The organism is Chitinimonas prasina (assembly GCF_030160395.1).
In the GTDB taxonomy this organism is placed as follows: Bacteria; Pseudomonadota; Gammaproteobacteria; order Burkholderiales; family Chitinimonadaceae; genus Chitinimonas; species Chitinimonas prasina.
Genome location: NZ_BSOG01000001.1, coordinates 1,246,130 through 1,271,932, shown reverse-complemented (window position 1 = coordinate 1,271,932; position 25,803 = coordinate 1,246,130). Strand labels below are relative to the sequence as shown.

Genomic DNA, 25,803 nt, shown 5'->3' with positions numbered 1-25,803 from the left:
TCATTTAAGAAGTTCAGAACATGTACTGAAACGACTATGCGCATACTGCTAGTAGAGGACGATTTATTGTTGGGTGATGGGCTCAAGGCTGGCCTGGGGCAAGCTGGGTTTGCGGTGGACTGGGTTTGTGAAGGCTTGGCTGCTGAGGAGGCACTCGCCGCCGAACCTTTTTCTGCTGTTGTGTTGGGCTGGAACTTGCCGCGCAGTGATGGCCTATCCATCGTCAGGCAGGTCCGTGCACTACGGATGGACACGCCCATTCTTATGCTGGCAGCACGTGATGCCCTTGAAGATCGGCTGATCGGCCAGGAATCAGGGGCCGATGGCTACCTCGTGAAACCTGTCGCAATCGCTGAACTAGCTACGCGCCTTCGAGCCCTGCTTCGGCGTGCTACGGGTTGTAGCAACCCGCTATATCAGCATGGTAAGTTGGTGCTTAATCCTGCGACACGCACCGTTGAACTGGCTGGGCAACCATTGACCATTGCAGGGCGGGAATTCGATGTGCTAGCGCTGTTACTCACACAGCCTGGACGCCCTTTTTCGCGGGAACAGATCGAGTCTGCCATTTATGGCTGGGGAGAAGGGTTAGAGAGCAATGCCGTGGAGGCGCATGTGCACTATCTACGCAAGAAACTTGGTAGCGACTGGATTAAGACCCTAAGGGGTGTTGGCTATATGCTGAATCCCGCGAAGGCTAAGCCATGAAATCCGCGCTATTAGTTACCACTTGTGAATCTCCTGCTCCGAGTGGTGGCGATACTTCCGACCTTCTAATTATGACCTGGTTCAGGCGTTGCTGATGAGTAATGTCTTGACCAGTGGTCGTGAACTCAGTCGCAAATAGTGAGGAAAATATCGCATTTAATTTGGAAAAGTCGCAAATAAATTGGAAAGTGACACCTTGGGCAGATCGGCCGGTGCCAGATTGACGGTAATGCGCCGGGCCGGATATTCATAGCGCGCCGTCTGTATGGCCGCCCGCACCCGGTCGCGGGCCTCCTTCACTTCGGCATCGGGCAGGCCGACAATGGTGAAAGACGGCAATCCGTTCGCCAGATGCGCTTCCACCACCACTTCGGGCGCGGCTACCCCGTTGAGTGCGCGGCTGTAGAGTACGGCCAGAGACACTGCTTCCCCCTTGATTTGCTATGGTTGTTTGGGGGGATTAGAGCATGGGGGTTGGTGGGGTTCAAGGGTGGCCGGCCGCCTTGTTGTTGTTGGCCTACTTGGCTATTGCAATCCCCTCAGCATCAGTTCAATCAATCAAAGAGAGAGCCAGATTTATCCGCATCGTGTGGAACAGCCAACGCGAACGTTCAGCTGAAATTAACATAACAGTCAATTTAATTTATGGATTAACATAGCGTTGCACCAGGAGAAAAAATTCAAGCTTTATATACTGGCGTACCGATAGTGCCTATTTGTGCTAGCGGAATAGCAGAAATAAACTTAGGAGCAATTAATGCTAAAAATGCACGCTTTCGTCATGACCATGATAATGACTGGATCGTTGTCCGTATTTGCCGCGCCGCCTGTCTGTCCCAGCCCTGGTAAAATTAAATGTAACCCGCCGTGTCAGATTCTAGAGTGCGATAAATACGATTGAATTGCCTGTAACAAGGATGGTTGTACCGAATCTAATCACGGAAGCCACTCATAAGAGTGGCTCCATTCGCCATAGCAGGTTGCACATGCGTAAATTACTAATGTTCAGTTTTGGCGGCTTGCTATTTACAGCAGGATTGACTTTTGTGCTGCAAGGTGGCAAAGCTGAATCGGAAGCTGATATCTTGCCGACTGATAATGGCGGTATCGCTGCCCTTGATACCGATGCTGCACCAAACCTGTTTACAGTGCCCAAAGCCTCGCCTAAGGATGCACCGGTAACCGCTACTCCGGTGTCAGAAGCTGCCCAACGTGCAGCACTACCACCATCAATCAGCGCAGCTGTGTATAGCACTGCTCTGGGCTTTGCCATAACAGATAGTCAATGGATCTGCCGGGAACAGAATTGCACCATGCAGCTATCACTGCAAAGTACAACAACACCACAGATGATCGCAACCTCCCTGGGAGCCCTGCAGGAAGCGGCCAGAAACGGCGCAATGGCTGGGATCAAAGCCGTCGCGCTTGAAGAAATCTCCAACGAAAATGGTCAGAAATCGACTTCGTTTTCATTTCAGCGTAATGCTGCCGAACCGATACCATCGGTAGTATTACAGTTAAAAGAGGCGATGAATGAAAATGCGAAATTGAAACAGCAAATTACAACCCGATCGCCGCAGACGAACAATTAATCCATGAACATACACCATAGCTCAATACTGGCCCTTGCACTTATATTCTGCAGTATGGCTGTGATTGCGAACGAAAGCGCCAGCATTTCAAAGAAAACTGTCTTGGAAAAACATATCATTGCCACAAAGACGTTTTCGGGAAAACCAGCCTATGGCATTCCCTATGTCAAGGTCTATTCCGCGAAATCAGAACTGATTTATGCCTCTGATTTCATCGGATCAATGGTTGAAAACGATGAGCTATTCAAAGGCAGGCACGAAACTCGACATATCACGACAAGCTTGACGCAAGATCTGAATCAGTTGAGGCTCAAGCCACGCTCCGCACCTTATACGGTACTTTACTTCAAGGGTAGCCGTTGCCCACCTTGCGATGAACTACAGCCCAGAATGGTAAGCTATCTGGACAAGAAATTAGGCAAAGGCTTCCGTTTCATCGTGGCTGACATCGACCATCGAAGATAAACCTCATCTACCGTTGGTGGCAGCACAAGCTCGCTTGAGGATGCTGGTTATCCTTGTAAAATTCTTCCTAGGGGGCACTCTGATCTAACTAGGTACCCAGCAGTCAGACTCCTCCTAAGTTAAAAGCCAAATTATTGAAGGGCACCGTGTTTGCATTTCTTGTGAATGCAAATAAGAAAATATATCGATAAAAATTGGATAAAACCCCCATCATCCATTTTCTAAAGTAAGATTCAGAAGGTTGGACTACTGTTTGACACAGTATTGAAGGGCCAACCAAGGTTGCATATTTTCATGCTCACCACCTCCTCCACTTTGGCTTATATTCCCTGAAGGGGTATACTGCCCAGCCAATTGACTTTTTCCCAAGGCTATAGAATTAGTATAATCAGCCACCATGACCATCGCTCCATAATTAATCCCAATCCCAGTGAAATCATGGGTGTGCTGTGGCATTTCAGCAACGGTAAGTTTGTGTTTTTCTGTCCCGCCCATGGAACCAAAAATACGCTTACTTAAACCATCACCCTCTCCCGAACCTATTATAGTTCGCCCACGAGCCTCCTTATAAAGCTCCCAACCTTTAGGGCAGTTTTTATTTGAGAATGCTACAACACTACCAGAAAGTCCCATAGTTGCAATCGTATCACTCTTTATTTTATCTGCAGTTACACGAGAAAAATTTCCAATTGCGGCCAATGGCACAGTCATGCTATCTGCACTTGTGACAAAAACCAAATCTTGTGCATCTGCACTCAAATCCGATCCTTTTACAATAAGATTTCTCTTACACGTTATAGTCACATTACTTGCCGCGGAGAATATAAATGGGTCCGATGCACTGGGGTTCAGGACTTTTCCGTTTGCCATTGTAGTGCATTTAGAAGTACCTGAACCAAATTGTTCCACACCATAATAAATTGCGCTCAAACCGCTTTTCGCTGTAATAACAACAGTTATTCCTTGCAGCGTGCTCGAAGGTAGAATAGAAAACTCCAAACCTTTGGCTGCTATTTGTAGACACTTATTCCAAGCATCGAGAGATCCTTGGTAAATTGTTTTCGAGTAACCAGATGTTTTATTGCTGTAGGCACTACTATTGAACCCCAAAGTACAGACTTGAGATTGCTTAGTAATAATATCCTGTTTACTCGCATTCCCTCCTGCGCCGCCAGAGAACAAACCATATGATGCTTCTATCTGAGCTGATTGAGTACTCAAAGTGGAGTTGTTGCTGTAGTCAGCAGAGCAAAAAGTAGAGAGGGCTAGCGACTCTGCGTCCGTTGAACTACTTGCAGCAGACGTATTATATAAACCCATATTGAGAATAGCATTGCATGTTCCAGCGGCACTTGATGCAACTGGGATCGCAACAAACAGGATCGCAGGAATAATTTTCCTCATTTTAATCTCCATCTATGCTTTTTGATTAGCTTACGCTTTTTAAAGAGAATTTGTAGAACCTCTAAGCACCACTGATACTACGTTTTAGGTATATGAAGTTTCTAGATAATTCACCCCGACCAATCCCCCACCCCCGCCGTATTCAAATCCACCGTCATTGCCGTTACCGGCGCCCCCGGCAAACTGAGCGTGCAATTCTGTTCACGCTGCCAGATGCTGGCGCTGACATAGCCGCTGCCGGCGGGATCAGGCGTTGGGAAGGTGGCGATGCTGCCGGTGTAGGCATGGGTGGCAGTGGTGCTGACCTTGTAGGCCCAGATACGGGGTGTGGCGTTCAACTCCAGCGTCTGCAGCAGGCTAAACAGGTTGGCGGCGATAACGTGTGAGCAGTAGATACCTACGCTATAACCCTGCTGGGCCAGTGCCTGGGCCCAGGCTTTGATATAGGCCTGGCTGGCGGCGGTAGGGGCGGAGCCGTCTTCTACGTCAAGGTAGACATAGCTGCCTTGGGCAAAACCGGCCTGCCCAGCCAGTTGCGCGGCATTCGCGCCATCAAGGCTGCCTTGGGCGGCGGTGATGATGTGCGAGCCGGGGCCGGCGGTCTGTTGGCCGAGATAGACCGGGGCGAGGCCCCAGCCTTGGGCGACCAGGGTGGCGCGGGTATTCATCCAGCCGGTATCGCCGTGGCTGGGGGCGGGCGCCAGGTAAAAGCCGCACCAGGTCAGGTTGGTGTTGGCCTTGAGCCAGGCCATCTGGCTGTCGCCGGGGTAGTGCGAGGTGTCGAATCCTGCCTGAAATCCCATTGCCATCCTCCTGCGCGTATTGTTTTTCTCTTACATGTTCACTTCATCATGCTCGACAGCTGGTTGAAGGCATAAGGAGCAAACAGGGCAGAGCCGACCAGGAAGTACTTGGCCAGATCGTCGATATAGGCCAGCGAAGCCGGGCTGAAAAAGGCGGCGTAGAGGGCGAAATAGCCGATGCCGACATACATGGCGGCCATGATGACCAGGCCCACCATGCCAATCAGACGGCTGGCACTGGGGATCAGGTGTCCGGGCAACTGGTAGGTGTCTGCCGCTGTTGGGGTGGCCTGTGGCGCGGGGTTGGCCATCGCGGCGGGCAAGGAGGCGGCATCAAGCTCTTCGCTCATGGCCTCGGCAATACGCCAGCCTTGCTTGATCAGGGCGCGGCGTATGGCGGCCAGCACCGATAGCAAAATGAGCGTCACCAGCCCAGTCACGGCGATGAAATAGACGAGTTTGACGGTCTCTTCGTCCATGGTTTCCTCCTGCGGCTTCGATGTAGGGGCACGTTGCAAGCGTTGCGAACCACACCTGTTGGCCAGTTCGCTGCGCTACGGCTCTAACAACGTTCTATACGCTGGCAGCGCAAAAAGAAAACCCCAATGCGATTTCCACCGCTTGCTGTGGCGAACCTGGCGACCGCCATGGGGGCTGAAACCCGGTCTGGCAGGGCTGTTGGCGGCTGCCAGCTGCCCCAAAACCACGCTGTTTGTGCCGTCCATCCGGCTTGCCCTACCGGATGGCCGGGCGATGGCGTGAACGTGGGTATGGATTGGGGATAATTCGGCCCTTTTGCACAGGCCCAAAAAGCATCCACTAAGCGTTCTGCCCGCAAGTACACAGTTATGCACCGGGTACAGGAGGCTTAAGCCTGTGAAAAGTAAACGTTATCTGGGTTTTCCACAGATTTCGGCTACCTTTATTAATCTTTATCCATCTTTACACACTTACTCAATCAAGCCGCCCTGTGAATAGCCCGCTACCCCAGTCCGTGCCAGACAAGCTGCCCGATACCCGCAACCTCGGCGTCATGCTGCGCGTGCTGCTGTCAGCCAACCTGTTCGCGCTGGGTCTGGCTTTGTGGAGCACCGATAGCGTTCGCGATGCGATGCGTGAGTACATCGCGCAAGCCGCCTTGCTACAGCCCACCCTGTTGTTTGCACTGGGCAGCCTGGCGCTGCTACGCGATCGCTTGCTGCGCTTACCCTATGGCATGGGTGTGACTGTCTGCGTGCTGCTATGCACTGCTATCGGCATGCTGGTCCGTATTGGCCTGGCTGATTTCTACCCGCTGGTGGCACAAAGCTATCTGCGCACGCTGGTTGCCAGCTCGGCACTGACTCTGTTGCTTTTGGGCTACTTCCGGCTACGCAGCCGCGCCATGTCGCCACTGCTGACTGAGGCCAGACTGCAAGCCCTGCAAGCCCGGATACGGCCCCATTTTCTGTTCAACAGCCTGAATGCCGTGTTGAGCCTGATACGCAGCGAGCCGCGCAAGGCAGAAGAAGCATTGGAAGATCTGGCTGATCTGTTCCGCGTCTTTATGGCCGAGAACCGTGATCTGGTGCCACTGGCACGCGAGGTGGCACTGGCCAGCCAGTACTTGCGGATAGAGGGGTTGCGACTAGGAGGACGGATGCAGCTGGAATGGCACAGTGAACGCATGCCGGCTGATGCGCTGGTGCCGCCACTGGTGCTGCAACCCTTGCTGGAAAACGCCGTGTATCACGGTATTGAACCTGCCATTGCACCCGGTATCATCAGCATCAATATATTTCGATCGCGAGATGAGTTGCATATTGATATCCGCAACCCCTATTACAAAGAGGGTGGGGATCATCATTCCGGCAACAAGATGGCGATGGGCAACATCCGGGAAAGGCTGCGTTTGCACTTTGATGCTGAAGCTAGCCTGAAAACCACCGTGGGCAACGACTATTATCAAGTGCATGTAACTATGCCTTACCGCACGGCAAAACTATGACTGCTACGCTCCGAGTGTTTCTGGTGGACGACGAACCACCAGCCCTGAACCGGCTGCAGGATATCCTGGCCGACTGCCGTGCCGAGTTTCCGCACGAAGTGGTCGGCACGGCCCAAAACGGCCCGGAAGCCATAGAGAAACTGGTACAGCAGCCTGCCGACCTGGTGCTGACCGATATCAATATGCCCGGCATGAATGGCCTGGAGCTGGCTCGCCACCTGGGGCGCCTGCACCACAGGCCAGCGGTGATCTTCTGCACGGCCTTCGATGAATTCGCGGTACAAGCTTTCGAAGTGCATGCGCTTGATTACCTGCTGAAACCCATACGGCAGGAGCGGCTGGCTGCTGCGCTGGCCCGCGCGCGTGAATTGCCGCATGCCAGTACCGATGCACTGGCCTCCTTGGCGACAACGGCAAGGCGGTATTTCAGTGTGGCGGAGCGCGGTAGGGTCAGGCTGGTGCCGGTGGATTCGGTGTTATTCCTGAAAGCCGAGCTGAAGTACGTTACCCTCAAAACCCGCGAAGCCGAGTTTCTGCTGGAAGAATCGCTCACCCAGCTGGAAGCCGAATTTGGCGACCGCTTTTTGCGTATCCATCGCAATTGTCTGATTGCCCGCAACAAGCTGCAGGGTTTTGAGCGTGGCCATGAGGAAGGCGAAGGCCATTGGATGGCCATACTGGATGGCTGCGCCGAGAAATTGCCGGTCAGTCGCCGGCAGGCCCATGTGGTGAGGGAATTCCGCCGAGGCGACGCCTGAAGCAAGCACCCTGATTGCCGTGGTCAAAATATTTTTCTGTTTTCTGCATCCAGCAGGCTGAATGCCTGCATCCAAGTCGGTGTAAGCAATGTGGCGGGTCTTTACCGCCTTTTCGGCAGCTGCCACCAGCCGCTGCAAGGCCGGCTCGTAAATTTGCCCACACACCGAGGACACATTACATGGATGCACAACTCTTCAACGAACATCTCTGGCTGCTTGTCATGATTCCCTTGGCTGCCATTGCCTTGCCGGCCGTCATTGTGTTTGTGGTGCTGTATTTTCGGCAGCAGCGCACCGTGCAAATGGTCGAGGCCATCAAGTATCTGAGCGATAGAGGCCAGCCCATACCGCCTGAGTTGCTTGATCCGCCCCGGCAAGATGAGAAGGAAGGCTCCCCCTTGTTTCAAGCCATTACCCTGTTGGGTGTTGGTGTGGGCCTGGCGATCATGTTCTACATGTTGGGTTTACGCTTTTTGAGCGGCATCGGCGCCTTGGTGTTCTGCATCGGTGCGGCACAGTTGTTGGCCGTGTGGATAGAAGGCCGCCAGGGTAACAAGTCGGGCAACGCGGCTGACTGACGGTGGACGGCGCCACCATTACCCAGACGGAGGCGGAATCTGCCCTGCTGGGCCGGGCAAGCGCGGGCGACAGGGCTGCTTTTGGCGAACTAGTAAGGCTGCATCAGGCACAGGTGCGGATGCAGCTGCGCCGATTGACCAAGGGCGATATCGCCTTGGCCGATGATCTGGCACAGGAGGCCTTTGTGCAGGCTTGGCGGCATATTGCAGGTTTTCGGGGAACAGCCCGGTTCAGCACCTGGCTATACCGGATTGCCTACCACCAGTTCCTGATGCATCAGCGTAGCCACCCGGTGCAGCAGACCTTGCCCGATACCTGGGACATCGCCGCCAGCGAGGTGGATAATGTCTTGCGGCTGGATATCGAAGAGGCCGTCAAACGGCTGCCGGAGATGGAACGGATAGCGATAGTCCATTGTTTTCAAATGGATTTAAGCCATGAAGAAGCCGCTGCAGTACTGGGTTTGCCCTTGGGCACCCTGAAATCACATGTGGCGCGTGGCAAAGCCAGATTGCGCACGTGGCTGGCGGCCTGGCAGGCAGGAGAGCAGAAATGACACCGATCAAACCGGAGATGGCAACGGACGAGGCGCTGGATGCCATGTTGCACGCCACCGCAGGGCCGTTTGATCTGGCGGACGATGGCTTCAGCCAGATTGTGATGGCGCAGGTGTATAACTCGCCGCTACCATCCGTGCCTGCCGCGCAGGCATTGGCTGTAGCCCAGCAGCGGTTGGCCAGGCAGCGGCGTCAATCGCGCTGGACGCTAGGTGGGGCAGTGGTTGGGACCTTGATAGCCTTGGGCCTGATGCAGCTGTCTGGTGGCGAGAGCCTGGGTAGCTGGCAGGGCTGGGGGATGACGGTGCTGGTGCTGGTGGGCACCAGTGGCTTGCTGGCGGCGGTGATGCTGAAGGGCGAGTGGCGCTGAACACCACCCGCCCTGGTTTGATAGCCTCAGGCCGTGCTGGTGCCGGGGGCACCGATATGCATGGCAGGGCTGACCTTGTCGCCCTGGTTGGCCAGGAAACCGCGATACACCCTGGCGGTAGCAGCTGGTTTCTCCAGCATGGGGACATGGCCGCAGGCCGGGATGATGGCTACCTGGGCGTGGCGTATACCCGCCTGGAACAGCTTGATGGATGAGATGTCCAGCACCCTGTCGTCGTCGCCCCACAGTATCAGGGTGGGGGCCTTGATGGCGGGCAAGCGGTCATCCAGCCAGACACGTTCGGTAAAGATTTCGTGGAAGACCAGATCCTGGTCATCCGCTACCGACATGCGCTGGGCCACCAGAAAGTCGCGCAGAAAGCCCGGTATCCAGGGCTGCTTGTGGTAGACCAGCTTGATGATGCGGTCGAAATCGCTGGGTTCACGCACCAGCAGCCAGTTTTCGCCCTCCAGCGCAGCGTCATAGAAGGGGCTGCGCTTGGGCATATCCACCCCGGCGGCATTGAACAACCCCAGGCTGGCCACACGTTCGGGATAGGCGGCGGCGAAACCGGCAGCGATATAGCCCCCCATGGAGTTACCGACCAGATGCACCTGCTCCAGGTGCAGCATGTCGACAAAATCCTTGAGACGGGCGATCTGGCGTTCCAGCGAATAGGATTGGCCTGGCAAATAGCCGGTCTGGCCAAAGCCAGGCAGATCGGGCACCAGCACGCGGTAGTCGCCGCGCATATGCGGGGTGAAGCGCACCCAGTTGTCGCCATCGCCACCAAAGCCATGCAAGAGCAGCATGGGCGGCGCATTGCGCCGGCCGGATTCGTGGTAGACCAGCTCGAAGCCATCGACCCCTATGCTGTGCCGGACATAGCCAGCACGGCGGCGCATCAGCGCCAGGGTGGCGGTAGCCCAACGGGTCCAGGTCAGGCCTATGCCCACCAGTACCAAGCCTGCAACGCCTACAACCTGCCACCAGTTCATGGCAGCTCCCCCGGGTTGGTCGGGGTATAGAGATAGTCTATCAATCCAAGCCTCTGATTTATAAGAATCTTATTGGCCCCCTGGTGGCCAGCCGAGAGCTTACCAAAAACCACGGCAGCACTACGGCGTAAATGCTGACGCTCGCCACCTGCCCCCATGACATGGTTTATGCTGCGCGTTTTGCTACCTTGCCTGCAGCCTGTTCGCCATGACCATCAATATGAAAAGAGACACCTTTACCGCCAGCGATGGTGCTACCTTGGCGCGCTACCACTGGGCCGGGCGTGAGCCTCGCATCATCGTGGTGATCTCCCATGGCATGGCCGAGCATGCTGCGCGCTACGATGCCTTTGCCGAGTTCCTGAACGAGCACGATTGCGATGTGTGGGCGCTGGACCATCGTGGCCACGGCGGCAGCGTACAAAACGGCAAACTTGGGCATTTTGCCGATCACGACGGGTTTCGCCGGGTGGTGGCTGACCTGATGGAGTTGATCGCCTACGCTCGCCAGCAGCATCCCGGTCTGCCGGTGGTGCTGCTGGGCCACAGCATGGGCTCCTTTATCGCCCGTTCCCTGCTGCTGACCCGGCCAGGCCTGATTGATGGCCTGATACTCTCGGCCACCGGATTCAGGCAAGCACCACTGGCGCGCTGGATGGGCCGGATCGCCCGCTGGAAAGGCCGCAAGGGCATGGATCAGCCCTCAGCCTTCATGGGCAAGCTGGTGTTTGGCACGTTCAACCTGCGGTTTCGGCCGGCGCGCACGCCGTTCGACTGGCTGAGCCGCGACCCGGCCGTAGTGGATGCCTATATTGCCGACCCGATGTGTGGTTTTGATTGCAGCCCCAAGCTATGGTCTGATCTGTTCGCGGCCATTGTCGATATGGAGAACCGGGAAGCCGGCGGCTCTACCCTGCCAGCCAAGATGTCGGTGATGCTGCTGGCAGGCACCCACGATCCGGTCAGCATGGGCGGGCGTGGCTGCCGCCAGCTGTCTGAGCGCTACCTGCGCATCGGCCTGCGCGATGTGGTGGTGACGCTGTTCGACAAGGGCCGCCATGAACTGCTGAACGAGACCAACAAGGAAGCGGTCTGGCATGGCATACGGGTATGGCTGAACCGGCGCTTTCCTCCGGCGGGGCAAGCATGAAGGACTGGCACTTTGCCAGCCTGGAAGGGGTGCCGTTGGCGCAGCTCTACCAGGCTTTTGCTGCGGCTTTTGCCGATTACCTGCTGCCCATGCAGCTGGACGAGGCCGGCCTGCACACCATGCTGCAACGGCGCGGCTATGTGCCGGGCCTGTCGGGTGGGGTGTTTGCCGGTGAGCGCTTGATCGGTTTTCACTTTATCTGCCAGGGCGACTGGCAAGGCCGCCGCACGGCTTACGATACCGCCAGCGGTGTGCTGCCCGAGGCGCGTGGCCAAAGGTTGAGCCAGCGGCTGTTTGCCTGGCTGGCACCACGTTGGCGTGAACAGGGGGTGCAGCAAGCCCTGCTGGAAGTGCTGGCAGAGAACACGGCCGCCCGGCGCAGCTACGCAGCCACGGGCTTTGCCCTGAGCCGGCATTTTGACTGCGTGCAACTGCCGGCCCGACCCCCGCTGGTCCTGCCCGAGACCATGACCTTGGTGGTGGAAGCCAGTAATGACTGGCCGGTAGGTTGCCTTGACTGGTTAGCGGCAGAGCCCGCCTGGCAGAATAGCGTGCGTGCGCTGGCAGCCAGCCCGCAGCGGTTCGAGCGGGTGGGCCTGTGTGGCCAGGGCCAGCTGCAAGCGCTGGCGCTGCTTAATCCCATCAGCGGCGAGCTGCCGCTGTTCGCCGTCCACCCCAGCTATCGCCGCCAGGGCCTGGGACAGGCACTGATCGCCAGCGCGGCAGCCCGTAGCGATAAGCCGCTGTATTTCAACAATCTCGATGCCGATGGCCCATCGGTGCAGTTGCTGCGCAAGATGGGCGCCACCTCGGTCGCCCTGCAGCACGAGATGTGCTGGGATCTGGCTTAGCCATGTCGTTTGAACAGCGCCAGCGCCAGGGCGCGCTGGGTGGCGTGATCGACTACCGGTTCCGGGTAGTCCTGCCCCAGCCGTATGCCGGCCCCAGCCAACACCAGGGGCTTGGCCTGCCAGGGGGCATGCAGGGCGTCGGTGGGCAACCGCGCCAGCTCAGGCACATAGCGGCGGATGAACCGACCTTCCGGGTCGAAGCGCTCTGACTGGCTGACCGGGTTGAAGATGCGGAAATAGGGCTGGGCATCGCAGCCGGTGCTGGCTGCCCATTGCCAGCCGCCGTTGTTGGCGGCCAGGTCGAAATCGATCAACTTCTCGGCAAAGTAGTGCTCGCCCCAGCGCCAGTCGATCAGCAGGTCCTTGACCAGAAAACTGGCGGCCACCATGCGCAGGCGGTTGTGCATGAAGCCGGTCTGGTTGAGCTGGCGCATGGCAGCATCGACGATGGGGTAGCCGGTACGGCCCTCGCACCAGGCGGCAAATAGCGCGGGATCGTTGGGGAAGGGCAGTTGCTCGTACTCGGGCTTGAAGGCATGGCTCACCACATCGGGGCGGTGCCACAGTATCTGCTGGTAGAAATCGCGCCAGATCAGTTCGTTCAGCCAGCACAGGCTGCCGGCGGTGCCGCGCTGCCAGGCATGGCTGGCCAGCCGCCGTACCGATACCGTGCCAAACCGCAGGTGTACCGACAGATACGACACCCCCTTTATGCCAGGGTAGTCGCGCGCCACCTTGTAGTTGTCGATGCGGTCGTGGAAATCCTCGAACAACTGCGAGGCACCCGCTGCGCCGGTCTTGATGCCTATCTGCTGCAGATTGCTGCGCTCGAATCCCAGTTGCGACAAGGCATGCAGTGGCTCGGCAGGGCAGCGACGCAACGCTGGCAGGTAGCGGGCGACCGGGTAAGACTGCAGGTAGAACGGGTCCAGCTTTTTTAGCCAGGCGTTCTTGTAGGGGGTGAACACGGTGAAGAACCGGCCCGCCTGGGTCAGCACCTCGTCGCGCTCGAAGATCACCTGATCCTTGCTGCTGTGGAAATCTATGCCGTCCGCCGCCAGGGCGGCGGCGACCTGGGCATCGCGCGCCAGGGCGGCGGGTTCGTAATCGGCATTGGTGTAGACGGCCTGGGCACCGAGTTCCCGTGCCAGGCGGGGGATTTCCTCCGCGGCCACGGCATGGCGTACCAGCACATCGCTGCCCAGCGCCTGTAGCTCGCCCTTGAGCGCGGCCAGGGTTTCCCAGATGAATTCCACCCGGCGATCCTGCCTGGGCAAGGCGTCCAGGATGGCGCGGTCGAACACGAATACCGGCTGCACTTGCTCGGCGGCCTTCAGTGCGTGGTATAGCGCGGCCTGGTCATCCAGCCGCAGATCGCGGCGCAGCCAGAGCAGGGCGGTGGTGTAGGGCTTCATGTGATTTGTCCATGTTATGTCTAATGCAATTGTAGGGATAATGCAGCTTGCTTGCAGCTGTGTCCTGCCGTTATTTCACGTGAAACATGGCCCGCAGCGGGCGGACTGGGCGCGCAGCGGCCAGGGTGCCCCATGCGCAGGGGCGGGATTTCAAGAACGGGCTGTTTGCCGCACGGGCAAGTGTGGTGCGGGTATGCGATAATTCGCCGCATGGAAGCCATGAATCTGAGCCGCCAATTTCTTATCGCCATGCCCGCCATGGCCGACCCCATCTTCGCCAAGTCGTTGGTGTTTGTCTGCGACCATAACGACCAGGGCGCCATGGGTGTCATCGTCAACCGCCCTCTGGGCATGAATATGCGCACCCTGTTCCAGCAGGTAGACATCGAGCTCCGCCGCGAGGACGTGGCCGAGCAGGAAGTCTATTTCGGCGGGCCGGTCCAGACCGACCGGGGCTTTGTGCTGCACCAGCCGCTGGGCAACTGGCAATCCACCCTGGCGGTGGAGGATGAGCTGGGCCTGACCACCTCCAAGGACGTGCTGCTGGCCATGGGCGAGGGGGGTGGGCCGGATCGCATGTTCATCTCGCTGGGCTACGCCGGCTGGGAAGCCGGCCAATTGGAGAGCGAGCTGGGCCAGAATGCCTGGCTGACGGTCGATGCCGATATCGAGGTGATCTTCAGTCTGCCGTCGGAGCAACGCTATGAAGCGGCCCTGGGCCTGCTGGGCATAGACATGGCCATGCTGTCCGACACGGCCGGCCACGCCTGAGCCCATGGCCGGCTACGTACTCGCTTTCGATTTTGGCGAAGTCCGCATCGGTGTCGCCGGCGGCAGCACCGAGCTGTGCCTGGCATCGCCGCTGACCACCATTACCGGTGCCAGCAACGACGACAAGTTTGCCGCCATCGCCAAGCTGATCGCCGAATGGCAGCCCAGCCAACTGGTGGTTGGCCTGCCCAGCCATCTTGATGGCACAGAACACGACATGAGCCGGCTGGCACGCACTTTCGCCAACCGCCTGAACGGCCGCTTCAACCTGCCGGTGGCACTGGTGGACGAGCGCCTGACCTCGGTTGAGGCCGAGGAGCTGTTGAGCGAGGCCCAGACCTTTGGCAAGAAGCGCAAGGCCGCGCTGGACCAGGTGGCAGCCATGCGTATCCTGCAGGTATGGTTTGATCAGCAGGGGGCCTGAATGGACGTGCTGATACGCCCCTATGTGATGGATGACGCGGCTGCCATGGGCCAGTTGCTGACGGCCCTGGACTACGCCCCCGCTGATGCCGCCACCATGCAGCGCCGGCTGGCACGCCTGGCGCAAGGATTGCCGCATGCGGTGTTCGTGGCGGACTGGCAAGGCCGTGTAGTGGGGTGGGTGCATGTGGCCCAGGTGTGCCAGACCGCCAGCGATGGCTATGCCGAGGTCTATGTGTTGACGGTAGATCCGGCGTGCCAGGGCCAGGGCGTGGGACGAAAGCTGCTGTCGCAGGTCGAACACTGGGTAGTGGCGCAGCTGGGCGGCGGCCGCATCAGGCTGGGTTCCGGCGTCCACCGTACCGAGGCCCACAAGTTCTACGAGCATCTCGACTATTCCAAGCGGCCCAGTTTCGTATTCGAGAAACACAGTGCAGCGACCGTCATCTGAAAGGCATCGACCGATGTATAACCCCCAACTGAACAGCCACGGCGAGCTGATACACCTGCTCAGCACCGAATCGCTGCCGGCGCGCATCCTGCACCAGATACTGGACCGTGCTGCCGGCTATGTGGCGGCGGGCGATGCCGGCGAGAAGAAGCACAGCGACCTGGCCGGCAAGAGCGTGTTCAACCTGTTCTTCGAGAACTCCACGCGCACCCGTACCACCTTCGAGATCGCCCAGAAGCGCCTCAGCGCCGATGTGCACAGCCTCAATATCCAGGCCAGCTCCACCGCCAAGGGCGAGACCCTGCTCGATACCATCCACAATCTTGAGGCCATGGGCGCCGACATGTTTGTGGTGCGGCACGCCGAATCGGGTGCGCCCTTCCTGATCGCCAAGCATGTGCGGCCGGGCGTGGCCGTGGTGAACGCCGGTGACGGCCGCCATGCCCACCCCACCCAGGCCCTGCTGGACATGTACACCATCCGCCATTTCAAGGGCGATTTCCGCAACCTCACCGTGGCCATTGTCGGCGATATCCTGCATTCACGGGTGGCCCGCTCGCAGATCCATGCGCTGACCACCCTGGGCTGCCCCGAGGTCAGGGTGATCGGCCCCAAGACCCTGCTGCCGCGAGATGTGGAGCAGCTGGGCGTGCGGGTGTTCCACGATCTGAAGGAAGGCCTCAAGGGCGTGGACGTGGTGATCGCCCTGCGCTTGCAGAACGAGCGCATGAACGGCGCCCTGCTACCCTCGGCCAACGAGTTCAACCAGTTCTACGGCCTCAGCCGCGAGAAGCTGGCGCTGGCCCAGCCCGATGCCATCGTGATGCATCCTGGCCCCATGAACCGTGGCGTGGAGATTGATTCCGCCGTGGCGGATGGCAAGCAGAGCGTCATCCTGGATCAAGTCACTTTCGGTATCGCGGTACGCATGGCCGTGATGAGCATCTTGTCGGAGGCCCGCGCATGATTACCCTGATACAGAACGGCCGCCTGCTGGACCCGGCCAGCGGCCATGAGACGGTCGCCGACCTCTACCTGGCCGATGGCCGCATCGCCGGCATAGGCGAGGCCCCGGCCGGCCATGTGGCCGACCAGACCCTGGATGCGGCTGGCCTGACCGTGATACCGGGCCTGATCGATCTGGCTGCCCGCCTGGGCGAGCCGGGAGGCGAGCACAAGAACAAGCTGCAGAGTGAGCTGCGTGCCGCGGTGGCCGGTGGGGTGACCACGCTGTGCGCCATGCCCGACACCCATCCGGCGCTGGATGAGCCCGGCCTGGTACAGATGCTTCGCCAGCGGGCCGATGGCCTGGGCCTGGCCAAGGTGCTGCCGCTGGGTGCGCTGACCCGGGGACTGGCGGGTTCGGAGCTGACCGAGTTTGCCAAGCTGCGCGATGCTGGCTGCGTCTCGTTTAGCCAGGCCGATGCGCCATTGGCCGATACCCGCGTGCTCTACCGCGCCATGCAGTATGCCGCTACCTACGGCATTACCCTGCGCCTGCGGCCGCAGGACGTGCGGCTGGCGTCTGGCGGCGTGGCCCATGATGGTCAGGTCGCCACCCGGTTGGGCCTGCCGGCCATTCCCTCAGTGGCCGAGACCGTCGCCATTTCCACCATCGTGATCCTGATGAAGGACAGCGGCGCCAGCGTGCACCTGGAGCGGGTATCCACCCGCGAAGGCTTGGAGATGATCGCCGCCGCCCGTAACTACGGCCTCAAGCTGACGGCCGATGTCAGCATCAACCATGTGCATCTGGCCGATATCGATATCGGTTACTTCGACAGCAATATGCGTTTGAGCCCACCCCTGCGCGGGGTGACCGACCGCGATGCCATCCAGCATGCCCTGCTCGATGGCACCATCAGTGCCATCTGTTCTGACCACAGCCCGGTGGGCAACGACGACAAGCTGCTGCCGTTTGGCGAGGCCAAACCCGGCGCCAGCGGGCTGGAGCTGCTGTTGCCGCTGGTGCTGGCCTGGGCCGAGCAGAAGCGGGTGCCCCTGGCACAGGCGCTGGCCCGCATCACCAGTGGCCCGGCCGAGCTGCTGGGCCTGGAGGCCGGCCGTATTGCCGTGGGCGCTCCGGCCGACCTGTGTCTGTATGATCCGCACGCAACATGGCGTGTCATGCCGGAAACGCTGCTCAGCAGTGGCAAGCACACACCGTTTGTCGGGATGGAGATGCGTGGTAGAGTCCGCCATACCCTGGTCGGTGGCCGACTGGCCTATACCGAACCGGGCGCAGCGTGAAACGCACGCCAAGCTTCTAACAGGGTCCATGGACCCCGACCCGAGCACGACCAGAACCCCTGAATTAGTGAGGAATACGCCATGTCCGATATCGATGCAAACTTCAAGCAAGCCGCCGAAGACGTCACCAAGCTCTCCGAAGCCCCTGACAATTCGGTCAAGCTCAAGCTGTACGCGCTGTTCAAGCAAGCCAGCGAAGGCGATGTGAAGGGCGACAAGCCTTCCATGTTCGACTTTGTCGGCGCTGCCAAGTACAACGCCTGGGCTGAACTGGCCGGCACCGAGCAAGACGCTGCCAAGCAAAAGTACATCGACCTGGTCGAAGCACTGAAGGCCAAGGAATAAGCACCCGTTGGTGCTATCGCGACAAGGCCGCCCTAGGGGCGGCCTTGTTGTTTCCGGAGGCCGTGCAAGACCGGCCCATCAAGGGGGAAACGCATTCGGGTTGTTGCTGAGGTAGGCCATGAACAAGCGCTTGAGCTTGCCCAGCTCGGCATCAAAGCGGGCCTTGAGCTGTTTGCCGCGTGGCTTATCGACAAAGCCGAATTCCAGGGGTTTGGTCAGTACCGCTGGCTTGATCACGATGCCTGCCTGGGCTGCTTCGCCAGCGGCGGTTTCATCTCGGCCTCTTAGTCGGGCACCACATCCAGCCGGTTGGCAGCCAGCATATTCAGCATGCCGGCCAGCGAGGCTTTGCCCTGCCAAGCAAAAACCGGTTCTCCCACACGGCGGCATCCACTGGGTCCATATCGGTTATCTGGGTCGACAGCAGCATCTTGCTGTGGGGTGAGTGGTTGGTGCTGGGTGGATATTGCATAACAGATCCTAGGTAGTGGCCCCTGACGCTGGGTTCGGCATCACCGAGGTAATCGCCAGTGTGCAGCGTCCATGGCACCTGGGCCGCAAGGTCGACTAGCATGAGCAGCAGGGGGGCAAGGCGCATGATGTAGACTCCAGTTATTGGTGGCCCTAACGGCATAGCGGCTTATCCTGCCCTCTACCGCCTGTTGTCAGGCGGGTCTGGCGTTGCGTTTTCAACAGCCCCATTTGTCCAGGCCCCCTGCGTCGTGCCATCATCCGCCCGCCCGAATCCTCTTAGCCGTAAGCACCATGACCGATACCCCAGACCTGCCACTCGATGAACCCGAAGACGAACTGCCCGAGGCAGTCGCTGCGGAGCCTGGCAGCAACGATCTGCCACCGCCACCCAGCCTGACCGACTTTGCCGGTGCCGACAGCGTGCCGCTGGGGCGCTATGCCGAGCGGGCCTACCTGGAATATGCCGTCTCGGTGGTGAAGGGACGCGCCCTGCCGGATGTATGCGACGGGCAGAAGCCGGTGCAGCGCCGTATCCTTTACGCCATGCACGAGATGGGCCTGGGTGCTACGGCCAAGCCGGTGAAATCGGCCCGGGTGGTGGGTGAGGTGCTGGGTAAGTACCATCCGCATGGCGATACCTCGGCCTATGACGCCATGGTGCGGCTGGCGCAGAATTTCTCTCTGCGCTATCCGCTGGTGGACGGCCAAGGCAACTTCGGCTCGCGCGATGGCGACGGCGCTGCGGCCATGCGCTACACCGAAGCGCGCTTGACCAAGATTGCCGAGCTGCTGCTGTCCGAAATCGATATGGGCACCGCCGACTTTGTGCCCAACTACGATGGCGCATTCGAAGAGCCCAAGCTGCTGCCGGCCCGCCTACCCATGTTGCTGCTGAACGGCGCATCGGGCATCGCCGTGGGCATGGCCACCGAAATGCCGCCGCACAATCTGCGCGAGGTGGCGGATGCAGCGGTGGCGCTGATACAGCGGCCGCAGATCAGCCTGGACGAGCTGCTGGACCATATCCAGGGGCCGGATTTTCCTGGTGGCGGCCAGATCATCTCCAGCCGCGAACAGATACGCACAGCCTATGAGGGCGGCCGTGGCAGCCTGGCGGTGCGGGCACGCTGGAAGATAGAGGAACTGGCACGCGGCCAGTGGCAGTTGGTGGTGACCGAGCTGCCGCCCAATACCTCGTCGCAGCGGGTGCTGGAAGAGATAGAGGATCTGACCAACCCCAAGATCAAGAAAGGCAAGAAGGCACTGACCCAGGAGCAGGTGCAGCTCAAGCAATTGCTGCTGAGCCAGCTCGATACCGTGCGCGATGAATCGGGCAAGGACGTGGCCGTGCGGCTGGTGTTCGAACCCAAGTCGCGGACACAGAGTCCGGACGAGTTCGCCAACATGCTGCTGACTCACACCAGCCTGGAGGGCAGTTCGTCCATCAACCTGGTGGCCATCGGCATTGATGGCCGGCCGCAGCAGAAATCGCTGAAGCAACTGCTGGCGGAGTGGGTGCAGTACCGCTTTGCCACCGTACGCCGCCGCACCGCGCACCGTTTGGGCCAGGTGGATGACCGCATCCATATCCTGGAAGGTCGCATGGTGGTCTACCTCAATATCGACGAGGTGATCCGCATCATCCGCGAGAGCGATGAGCCCAAGTCGGCCCTGATGCAGGCCTTCCAGCTCAGCGAGCGGCAGGCCGACGATATCCTGGAAATCCGCCTGCGCCAGCTGGCCCGGCTGGAAGGTATCAAGATCGAGCAGGAACTGGCCAAGCTGCGTGACGAGAAGGCTGGCCTGGAGCATCTGCTGGGCAATGAATCGGCCATGCAGAAACTGATCGTCAAGGAGATACGCGACGACGCCAAGGCTTTTGGCGATGACCGCCGCACCTTGATTGAAGCCACCGAGAAGGCCAGCATCACGGTAGCCGTGGTGGATGAGCCGTTGACCGTCATCGTCTCGCAAAAGGGCTGGATACGCAGCCGCAACGGCCATGGCCTCGAGACCCAGAACCTGACCTTCAAGGAAGGCGACAGCCTGCTGGCGGCGCTGGAGTGCCGCTCGGTCGATACGGTGGCGCTGTTTGGCTCGGATGGCCGTGTCTACAACCTGCTGGCGGGCAATCTGCCGGGTGGGCGCGGTGACGGGGTGCCGGTGGCCTCGCTGATTGACCTGGCAGCCAAGAGCCGAATCGTGCAGTTGCTGGCGGCGCGGCCGGAGCAGGCATTGCTGATCGCTGGCGCCAACGGCTATGCCTTTCACTGCGAGTTCAAGGATCTGCTGACCCGGCAGAAGGCTGGCAAGGCCTTCCTGTCGCTGGATGACGGGGAAGAGCTGCTGAAGATCGCCACCTTCAGCCCGGCCGAGGGCAACCTGGTCTGCTGCCTGTCGGTATCGGCCCGCCTGCATGCCTTCCCCCTGTCTGAGCTTAAGGCGCTGTCGGGCGGCGGGCGCGGCATGATCGCCATGGCGCTGGACGAGGGTGACAAGCTGGCGGCCATCACCATCAGCGACGGCAAGAGCCTGACGCTGAACGGCACCGGCCGTGGCGGCAAAAGCATGAGCCTGACCTTCGACGCCAACGACCTGGCGCCCTATGTGGGCAAGCGGGCCAAGAAGGGCAAGCCCTTGGTGGGTGGGTTGAAGCTGGCTGGGTTCTAGCAGCGCGCCTTAGGCTGCGGGCATTTGCATTTGTGGATGATTGGTAACATACTAGCCAGTATGCTAACTAGGAGACCGCCATGCAAATGCCTGCAGCCTTGATTGCCCTTGCCCTGATCACCCCGGTACTGGCCGAAGAAGTGCGTGGCAGTGGCCGCGTGGTGGAGCAGCAACGACCGGTGACCGATTTCCAGTCCATCCGCAGCGATGGTGTCTGGATACTCGATGTGAAGGTCGGTCCCGCGCCCTCGGTCAAGGTCAAGGCTGACGATAACCTGCAGCCGCTGATCGAGACTGTGGTGCAGAACAAGCAGTTGCATATCCGTTTCAAGGGTGGCAAGCAGACTGTGCACCTGAAGGACGACAGCAAGCTGCGCATCGAGGTGACGGTACCCAAGTTGACGGCCTACAGCCATGAAGGCGCCGGCAAGACGATTTTCCACGACATCAATAGCGAGCAGTTCAGCCTGGAGTACGAGGGGGCTGGCCTGGTCACTGCTACCGGTCGGGTAAGTAAGCTGTCCGTGCAGGCGGCCGGCGCCGGCGCGCTGGACCTGGATGCCCTCAAGGCGCGCGACGTCAGCGTCAGCCTGGAAGGCGTGGGGGCTATCAGCGTCTACGCCAGCGAGTCGCTGACTGCCGCTGTTGATGGTATCGGTTCGCTGACCTACTACGGCAAGCCCACCAAGGTGAGCAAGACGGTGTCTGGCATAGGCAGCGTCAGCGCAGGCGACTGAGGACAGCGCGGCGGACAACGACGGATAGGGGAATTACCCCCCTGTATCTGGCAGGGGTTTTCGCGCAGTCGTCAGACGCGCACAGGCAAGCTTCGCGTCCGGGGAGATTTCTGAGATAATTCAGCCAGTTGCAATACGGCATGGGCGGCCGCCCATGCCGTTGGCTTTTCTGGGTACAGGATGTCTAGCTCCCTACGCATTACCGAAATCTTCTACTCGTTGCAGGGCGAAACCAGCCGGCTGGGCCTGCCCACGGTCTTCGTGCGCCTGACCGGCTGCCCCTTGCGCTGCGGCTACTGCGATAGCGCCTATGCTTTCCATGGCGGCAAGCGCATGAGCCTGGCCGCCATACTGGAAGAAGTGGCGCAGCACGGCACGCCTTATGTCTGCGTCACCGGAGGCGAGCCCTTGGCCCAGGCCGGCTGCCACGCGCTGCTGACGCAGCTGTGCGACGCCGGTTTTTCGGTCAGCCTGGAAACCAGCGGCCACCTGCCGATAGAAACGGTAGACCCGCGCGTGTCGCGCATCGTTGATATCAAGACGCCAGGCTCGGGCGAGGTGGAAAAGAACCTGTGGGCCAATCTGCAGCACCTGACGGCGCGCGATGAACTGAAGCTGGTGCTGGTGCACCGGCACGACTACGAATGGGCGCGGGACCTGCTGCAGGACAACCAGCTGTTCACGCTGTGCCCGGTGATTTTCAGCCCGGTGTGGGAGTCGCTGCCGCCCAGGGACCTGGCCGAGTGGGTGCTGGCAGACAAGCTGCCGGTCAGGGTGCAGGTGCAGTTGCACAAGATATTGTGGGGCGACAAGCCGGGGGTATAGCGTTAAGGTCAGCCTGCAGGCGGCCCAGCCCCTGCCCTGCGTGCCAGCGAAGCGGTGCAGGCCAATTGATTTAAGGGAACTTCCAGACACCGCATTCTCGTTGCGATACGGCCTTACTTGTGCAAGCTTGCTGCGTGCATAGCAAGCCTTTGTTGCATCGAGTGGGGCGCTCGCACCCTGCCTTGCCTAGAAATTGCGGCTTCCGGAAGCACCCATAACGGATACAACGGGACACACCATGCAGAAAAAAGCTGTCATCCTGCTTTCGGGCGGACTGGACTCCGCCACCGTGCTGGCCTTGGCACAGAACCAAGGCTATGAGTGCTATTGCCTGAGCTTTGACTACGGCCAACGCCACAATGCCGAGCTGGCTGCCGCCCGGCGCGTGGCCCTGGGGCTGGGCGCCAAGGAACACCGCATCGCGACCATAGACCTGGCCGCCTTCGGCGGCTCGGCCCTGACCGACGCCGCCATCGATGTGCCGGTGGATGGGGTGAAGGAGGGCGAGATACCGGTGACCTATGTGCCGGCCCGCAATACCATCATGCTGTCCTTCGCCCTGGGCTGGGCCGAAGTGCTGGGCGCCAATGACATCTTTATCGGCGTCAACGCGGTGGACTACTCCGGCTACCCCGATTGCCGCCCTGAATTCATCTCGGCCTTTGAGATGATGGCCAACCTGGCCACCAAGGTTGGGGTGGAGGGTGCCACGCTCAGCATACGCACCCCCCTGATCAAGCTGACCAAGGCGGAGATCATCAAGACCGGTGTGGCCCTGGGCGTACACTATGCGCTGACCGTCTCCTGCTACAAAGCCGACCTGCAAGGCCGTGCCTGCGGTGCCTGTGATGCCTGCCGTCTGCGCCGCGCTGGCTTCGAGGCGGCCGGTGTGGCCGACCCGACACCCTATGTCTGATGGCAGCGGGCTGCGACATTGTGCCGCAGCCCGGCAGCCCGCCCAGGCGGCTAAGCTATCCCCTTAACCCAGCCCGAGACCCCCATGAAAATCGCCCTGATCACCAGCCTGCTCCTGGCTGCAAGCGCCACCCTGGCCGCCGATATCACCGTCAAGCACGCCTGGGCGCGCGCCACTGTGCCGGGCCAGCCGGTTTCGGGTGCTTTCCTGGAGATCACCGCCGGCAAGGCAGCCGTGCTGACCGGCGCCAGCAGCTCCGCTGCCGCCATGGTGGAGGTACACGAAATGAAGATGGAAGGCGGCGTGATGAAGATGCGCCAGCTGGACAAACTGCCCCTGCCTGCCGGCCAGACCGTGGCGCTCAAGCCTGGTAGCTACCACCTGATGCTGATGCAGCTGAAGGCGCCGCTGAAGGTGGGCGAAAAGCTGCCGCTGGTGCTCCACGTGGAACAGGACGGCAAGGCCATCAAGCTCGATACCACGGCGGAAGTGCGCGGCCTGGCGGGGAAGTAGTGGGCTCACTGGCTGCTGAGCTTGTCGTACCCGGCTGCGCTGACGTCTAGCGCCAGGGTTTCCCTGGCGCCTGTGTTGCCTGCCCCAAGCTGCTATGACTTGCGTCCATCACAGGTGTCGAGCGAAAGCGAGGCTCCCGCGCGGCGGCGCGGGGGGGGGTGTGGAATAAATCAGGGGAGAGCCTACCGTATCAGGCGACGCTGACGTCTAGCGCCAGGGTTTCCCTGGCGCCTGTGTTGCCTGCCCCAAGCTGCTATGACTTGCGTCCATCACAGGCTCTCACTCCCTGGGCACGTACTGCAGCAGCCAGTCTATGGCATCGTCCTCCCGGTCGAAGGCGCGGCAAGGGTAGGGCGGCTGGCGATAGGTCAGGTAGAGCTTGGCGGCGATGCGGGCAATGGTGGTGGGCTGCATCAACGCGACAGCGGTGGTCACGGCCATGACCTCGGGGGTGGCGGCATAGTCCTCTGCCTCGGCAGTAGACGTGACCATACCCTGGCCTTTGACCAGTACCGGGCGCGGCACGGTGGAGATCGCGACGTGCTGGCGCAAGGCTGACTGTATGGCTTCCAGGTCTATGCGGGGATTACGCCCGTAATCGAGCCGAAGGATGCCATCCTCCCCCAGCCAGACGTAGGGGTATGGTGCTTCTTGCATCCCATCATTCAAGGTCAAGCCGAGTGGGATTGCTACCCCGCCTTGGTGGCGGGTGGAAAATTCACGACGAAAATGTCGAGAACAGATATCTACGGTCAGCCCCTCTACTACCCAGGTATCCCGAGTACCGGTATCGCATGTAGCCAAACGACACGACCTAAAGGCCTGGCTAGGCTCCCCGCCAACGCCACCACAAGCGCAGCCCCAATAGCAGGCCCAGGATGGCCGCGTAGATCAGCGGCTGGGTCAGGTCTTTCTTGACCAGCCACCAGTAGTGCAGCACGCCCAGCAGGGCGATGCCATAGACCAGCTTGTGCAGGCGCCCCCAGTTGCGCTTCAGCCGCCGCATCATGGCATCGGTGGAGGTGAGCGCCAGCGGGACCAGCAACACGAAGGCGGCAAAACCCACAGTGATGAAGGGCCGTTTGGCGATATCACGGATGATGGCGGCCACATCAAAGAACTGGTCCAGCCACAGATAGGTAGTGAAGTGCAGGCTGGCATAGAAGAAGGCATACAGGCCCAGCATGCGTCGCAGCTTGATCAGCACGGTGTAACCGCTCAGCCGCCGCAGGGGGGTGATGGCCAGGGTCAGCAACAGGAACACCAGCGTCCAGGTGCCGGTGGAGCGGGTAATGAACTCGATGGGGTTGACCGCCTCACCACTGAGCACGATATAAGCCGCCCTGCACAGCGGCAGCAGGCAAAGGATGAAGACCATGGTCTTGATAAGGCCGATAGAGAGGGCGCCGGACAGTGGTTTCATGGCTGAGGAAGAAGAGGTTGATGGAAGGCTGGGCATGATCGTGGTGGTACTGTTTGGCAGCTTGCGCCATTTATCTGCAGCCTGACACCAAGTCTAGCGGCGGCGCAGGCGGGGGGTGTGGGATAAATCAGGGAAGAGCCCCATGTATCAATCTGCCCTGAGCTCTAGCGCCAGGGTTACCCTGGCGCCTGCGCAATCCGTCATCACCTATAGATGTCCTGAGTTCATAAGGGGCGCTGCAGCTCATTCAGAAAGATAACGAGCGTCAGCGAGGCTCCCGCGCGGCGGCGCGGGCGGGGGGTGTGGGATAAATCAGGGAAGAGCCCCATGTATCAATCTGCCCTGAGCGCTAGCGCCAGGGTTACCCT

General features: G+C 59.9%; 29 protein-coding genes and 1 pseudogene. 21 read left to right on the top strand and 9 right to left on the bottom strand.

What is annotated here, in order from left to right:
- Positions 1 to 36 precede the first annotated feature (36 nt).
- Complete coding sequence (locus QQK16_RS05915; RefSeq protein ID WP_284195502.1) at positions 37 to 708, top strand: response regulator transcription factor; 672 nt, start codon at positions 37 to 39, stop codon at positions 706 to 708.
- Between the two features lie 189 nt (positions 709 to 897).
- Here the strand turns inward: QQK16_RS05915 and QQK16_RS05910 are convergent.
- Positions 898 to 1,131 (bottom strand): annotated as a pseudogene (locus QQK16_RS05910) (magnesium chelatase domain-containing protein); the annotation flags it as partial.
- 563 nt (positions 1,132 to 1,694) lie between these two features.
- Between QQK16_RS05910 and QQK16_RS05905 the strand changes: the two are divergent.
- Positions 1,695 to 2,300 carry a hypothetical protein gene (locus tag QQK16_RS05905; RefSeq protein ID WP_284195501.1) on the top strand — a complete coding sequence of 202 codons (606 nt, stop codon included), beginning with the start codon at positions 1,695 to 1,697 and terminating at the stop codon, positions 2,298 to 2,300.
- Positions 2,301 to 2,303: 3 nt separating this feature from the next.
- Entirely contained in the window at positions 2,304 to 2,765 is a 462-nt protein-coding gene (locus QQK16_RS05900; RefSeq protein WP_284195500.1) for a hypothetical protein, read from the top strand.
- A 246-nt stretch (positions 2,766 to 3,011) separates the two neighbouring features.
- Here the strand turns inward: QQK16_RS05900 and QQK16_RS05895 are convergent, their stop codons facing one another.
- From QQK16_RS05895 to QQK16_RS05885, 3 genes are all read right to left on the bottom strand, one after another.
- On the bottom strand, positions 3,012 to 4,169 hold the full coding sequence (locus QQK16_RS05895) for a phage tail protein (protein WP_284195499.1): 1,158 nt from the start codon (positions 4,167 to 4,169) through the stop codon (positions 3,012 to 3,014).
- 110 nt (positions 4,170 to 4,279) lie between these two features.
- Positions 4,280 to 4,972 (bottom strand): glycoside hydrolase domain-containing protein, encoded by a 693-nt coding sequence (locus QQK16_RS05890; protein WP_284195498.1) that lies wholly within the window; start codon positions 4,970 to 4,972, stop codon positions 4,280 to 4,282.
- A gap of 38 nt (positions 4,973 to 5,010) precedes the next feature.
- Positions 5,011 to 5,451: a hypothetical protein gene (locus tag QQK16_RS05885; protein ID WP_284195497.1), complete on the bottom strand. Its 441-nt coding sequence runs from the start codon at positions 5,449 to 5,451 to the stop codon at positions 5,011 to 5,013.
- A 491-nt stretch (positions 5,452 to 5,942) separates the two neighbouring features.
- Between QQK16_RS05885 and QQK16_RS05880 the strand changes: the two genes are divergently transcribed.
- The 5 genes from QQK16_RS05880 to QQK16_RS05860 all read left to right on the top strand — a co-directional run bounded on the left by QQK16_RS05880 (position 5,943) and on the right by QQK16_RS05860 (position 9,223).
- Positions 5,943 to 6,959 (top strand): sensor histidine kinase, encoded by a 1,017-nt coding sequence (locus tag QQK16_RS05880; RefSeq protein ID WP_284195496.1) that lies wholly within the window; start codon positions 5,943 to 5,945, stop codon positions 6,957 to 6,959.
- Entirely contained in the window at positions 6,956 to 7,717 is a 762-nt protein-coding gene (locus QQK16_RS05875) for a LytR/AlgR family response regulator transcription factor (protein WP_284195495.1), read from the top strand. Before QQK16_RS05880 ends, QQK16_RS05875 begins: the two co-directional genes overlap by 4 nt.
- A 179-nt stretch (positions 7,718 to 7,896) precedes the next feature.
- A complete protein-coding gene (locus QQK16_RS05870; RefSeq protein ID WP_284195494.1) occupies positions 7,897 to 8,295 on the top strand; it encodes a DUF6249 domain-containing protein in 399 nt (132 codons plus the stop codon).
- 2 nt (positions 8,296 to 8,297) lie between these two features.
- Complete coding sequence (locus tag QQK16_RS05865) at positions 8,298 to 8,852, top strand: RNA polymerase sigma factor (RefSeq protein WP_284195493.1); 555 nt, start codon at positions 8,298 to 8,300, stop codon at positions 8,850 to 8,852.
- Entirely contained in the window at positions 8,849 to 9,223 is a 375-nt protein-coding gene (locus tag QQK16_RS05860; RefSeq protein ID WP_284195492.1) for a hypothetical protein, read from the top strand. Before QQK16_RS05865 ends, QQK16_RS05860 begins: the two co-directional genes overlap by 4 nt.
- 26 nt (positions 9,224 to 9,249) lie before the next feature.
- Here QQK16_RS05860 and QQK16_RS05855 read toward each other — a convergent pair whose 3' ends face one another.
- Positions 9,250 to 10,221 carry an alpha/beta fold hydrolase gene (locus QQK16_RS05855; RefSeq protein ID WP_284195491.1) on the bottom strand — a complete coding sequence of 324 codons (972 nt, stop codon included), beginning with the start codon at positions 10,219 to 10,221 and terminating at the stop codon, positions 9,250 to 9,252.
- Positions 10,222 to 10,441: 220 nt separating this feature from the next.
- Between QQK16_RS05855 and QQK16_RS05850 the strand changes: the two genes are divergently transcribed.
- Together QQK16_RS05850 and QQK16_RS05845 are read left to right on the top strand one after the other, a co-directional pair.
- Positions 10,442 to 11,371, top strand: coding sequence for an alpha/beta hydrolase (locus QQK16_RS05850; protein ID WP_284195490.1), 930 nt, complete (start codon positions 10,442 to 10,444; stop codon positions 11,369 to 11,371).
- Positions 11,368 to 12,222 carry a GNAT family N-acetyltransferase gene (locus tag QQK16_RS05845; RefSeq protein WP_284195489.1) on the top strand — a complete coding sequence of 285 codons (855 nt, stop codon included), beginning with the start codon at positions 11,368 to 11,370 and terminating at the stop codon, positions 12,220 to 12,222. Before QQK16_RS05850 ends, QQK16_RS05845 begins: the two co-directional genes overlap by 4 nt.
- On the opposite strand, the gene QQK16_RS05840 is transcribed toward QQK16_RS05845, so the two are convergent.
- A complete protein-coding gene (locus QQK16_RS05840) occupies positions 12,219 to 13,637 on the bottom strand; it encodes a cryptochrome/photolyase family protein (protein WP_284195488.1) in 1,419 nt (472 codons plus the stop codon). The genes QQK16_RS05845 and QQK16_RS05840 overlap by 4 nt on opposite strands.
- Before the next feature lie 219 nt (positions 13,638 to 13,856).
- Here QQK16_RS05840 and QQK16_RS05835 point away from each other — a divergent pair, with 219 nt between their 5' ends.
- The 6 genes from QQK16_RS05835 to QQK16_RS05810 all read left to right on the top strand — a co-directional run bounded on the left by QQK16_RS05835 (position 13,857) and on the right by QQK16_RS05810 (position 17,877).
- Positions 13,857 to 14,408: a YqgE/AlgH family protein gene (locus tag QQK16_RS05835; protein ID WP_368860125.1), complete on the top strand. Its 552-nt coding sequence runs from the start codon at positions 13,857 to 13,859 to the stop codon at positions 14,406 to 14,408.
- A gap of 4 nt (positions 14,409 to 14,412) precedes the next feature.
- Entirely contained in the window at positions 14,413 to 14,832 is a 420-nt protein-coding gene (gene ruvX / locus QQK16_RS05830; protein WP_284195486.1) for a Holliday junction resolvase RuvX, read from the top strand.
- On the top strand, positions 14,833 to 15,282 hold the full coding sequence (locus tag QQK16_RS05825) for a GNAT family N-acetyltransferase (RefSeq protein WP_284195485.1): 450 nt from the start codon (positions 14,833 to 14,835) through the stop codon (positions 15,280 to 15,282).
- 13 nt (positions 15,283 to 15,295) lie between these two features.
- Complete coding sequence (locus tag QQK16_RS05820; RefSeq protein WP_284195484.1) at positions 15,296 to 16,249, top strand: aspartate carbamoyltransferase catalytic subunit; 954 nt, start codon at positions 15,296 to 15,298, stop codon at positions 16,247 to 16,249.
- Complete coding sequence (locus QQK16_RS05815) at positions 16,246 to 17,532, top strand: dihydroorotase (RefSeq protein WP_284195483.1); 1,287 nt, start codon at positions 16,246 to 16,248, stop codon at positions 17,530 to 17,532. The genes QQK16_RS05820 and QQK16_RS05815 overlap by 4 nt, the downstream gene beginning before the upstream one ends.
- 81 nt (positions 17,533 to 17,613) lie before the next feature.
- Entirely contained in the window at positions 17,614 to 17,877 is a 264-nt protein-coding gene (locus QQK16_RS05810) for an acyl-CoA-binding protein (protein WP_284195482.1), read from the top strand.
- 78 nt (positions 17,878 to 17,955) lie between these two features.
- Here the strand turns inward: QQK16_RS05810 and QQK16_RS05805 are convergent, their stop codons facing one another.
- Positions 17,956 to 18,114 carry a hypothetical protein gene (locus tag QQK16_RS05805; protein WP_284195481.1) on the bottom strand — a complete coding sequence of 53 codons (159 nt, stop codon included), beginning with the start codon at positions 18,112 to 18,114 and terminating at the stop codon, positions 17,956 to 17,958.
- Positions 18,115 to 18,642: 528 nt separating this feature from the next.
- On the opposite strand from QQK16_RS05805, the gene parC reads away from it, so the two are divergent.
- The 5 genes from parC to QQK16_RS05780 all read left to right on the top strand — a co-directional run bounded on the left by parC (position 18,643) and on the right by QQK16_RS05780 (position 24,012).
- Positions 18,643 to 21,021: a DNA topoisomerase IV subunit A gene (parC, locus tag QQK16_RS05800; protein ID WP_284195480.1), complete on the top strand. Its 2,379-nt coding sequence runs from the start codon at positions 18,643 to 18,645 to the stop codon at positions 21,019 to 21,021.
- An 80-nt stretch (positions 21,022 to 21,101) separates the two neighbouring features.
- Entirely contained in the window at positions 21,102 to 21,758 is a 657-nt protein-coding gene (locus QQK16_RS05795) for a GIN domain-containing protein (RefSeq protein ID WP_284195479.1), read from the top strand.
- A gap of 180 nt (positions 21,759 to 21,938) precedes the next feature.
- Positions 21,939 to 22,583, top strand: coding sequence for a 7-carboxy-7-deazaguanine synthase QueE (gene queE / locus QQK16_RS05790; RefSeq protein WP_284195478.1), 645 nt, complete (start codon positions 21,939 to 21,941; stop codon positions 22,581 to 22,583).
- 238 nt (positions 22,584 to 22,821) lie between these two features.
- Positions 22,822 to 23,499 carry a 7-cyano-7-deazaguanine synthase QueC gene (queC, locus tag QQK16_RS05785; RefSeq protein WP_284195477.1) on the top strand — a complete coding sequence of 226 codons (678 nt, stop codon included), beginning with the start codon at positions 22,822 to 22,824 and terminating at the stop codon, positions 23,497 to 23,499.
- A gap of 84 nt (positions 23,500 to 23,583) precedes the next feature.
- Positions 23,584 to 24,012: a copper chaperone PCu(A)C gene (locus QQK16_RS05780; RefSeq protein WP_284195476.1), complete on the top strand. Its 429-nt coding sequence runs from the start codon at positions 23,584 to 23,586 to the stop codon at positions 24,010 to 24,012.
- Positions 24,013 to 24,291: 279 nt separating this feature from the next.
- Here QQK16_RS05780 and QQK16_RS05775 read toward each other — a convergent pair whose 3' ends face one another.
- Together QQK16_RS05775 and QQK16_RS05770 are read right to left on the bottom strand one after the other, a co-directional pair.
- Positions 24,292 to 24,669, bottom strand: a complete 378-nt coding sequence (locus QQK16_RS05775; protein WP_284195475.1) for a DUF7793 family protein — start codon at positions 24,667 to 24,669, stop codon at positions 24,292 to 24,294.
- Between the two features lie 169 nt (positions 24,670 to 24,838).
- Entirely contained in the window at positions 24,839 to 25,435 is a 597-nt protein-coding gene (locus tag QQK16_RS05770) for a sulfite oxidase heme-binding subunit YedZ (RefSeq protein WP_284195474.1), read from the bottom strand.
- Between the last annotated feature and the right edge of the window lie 368 nt (positions 25,436 to 25,803).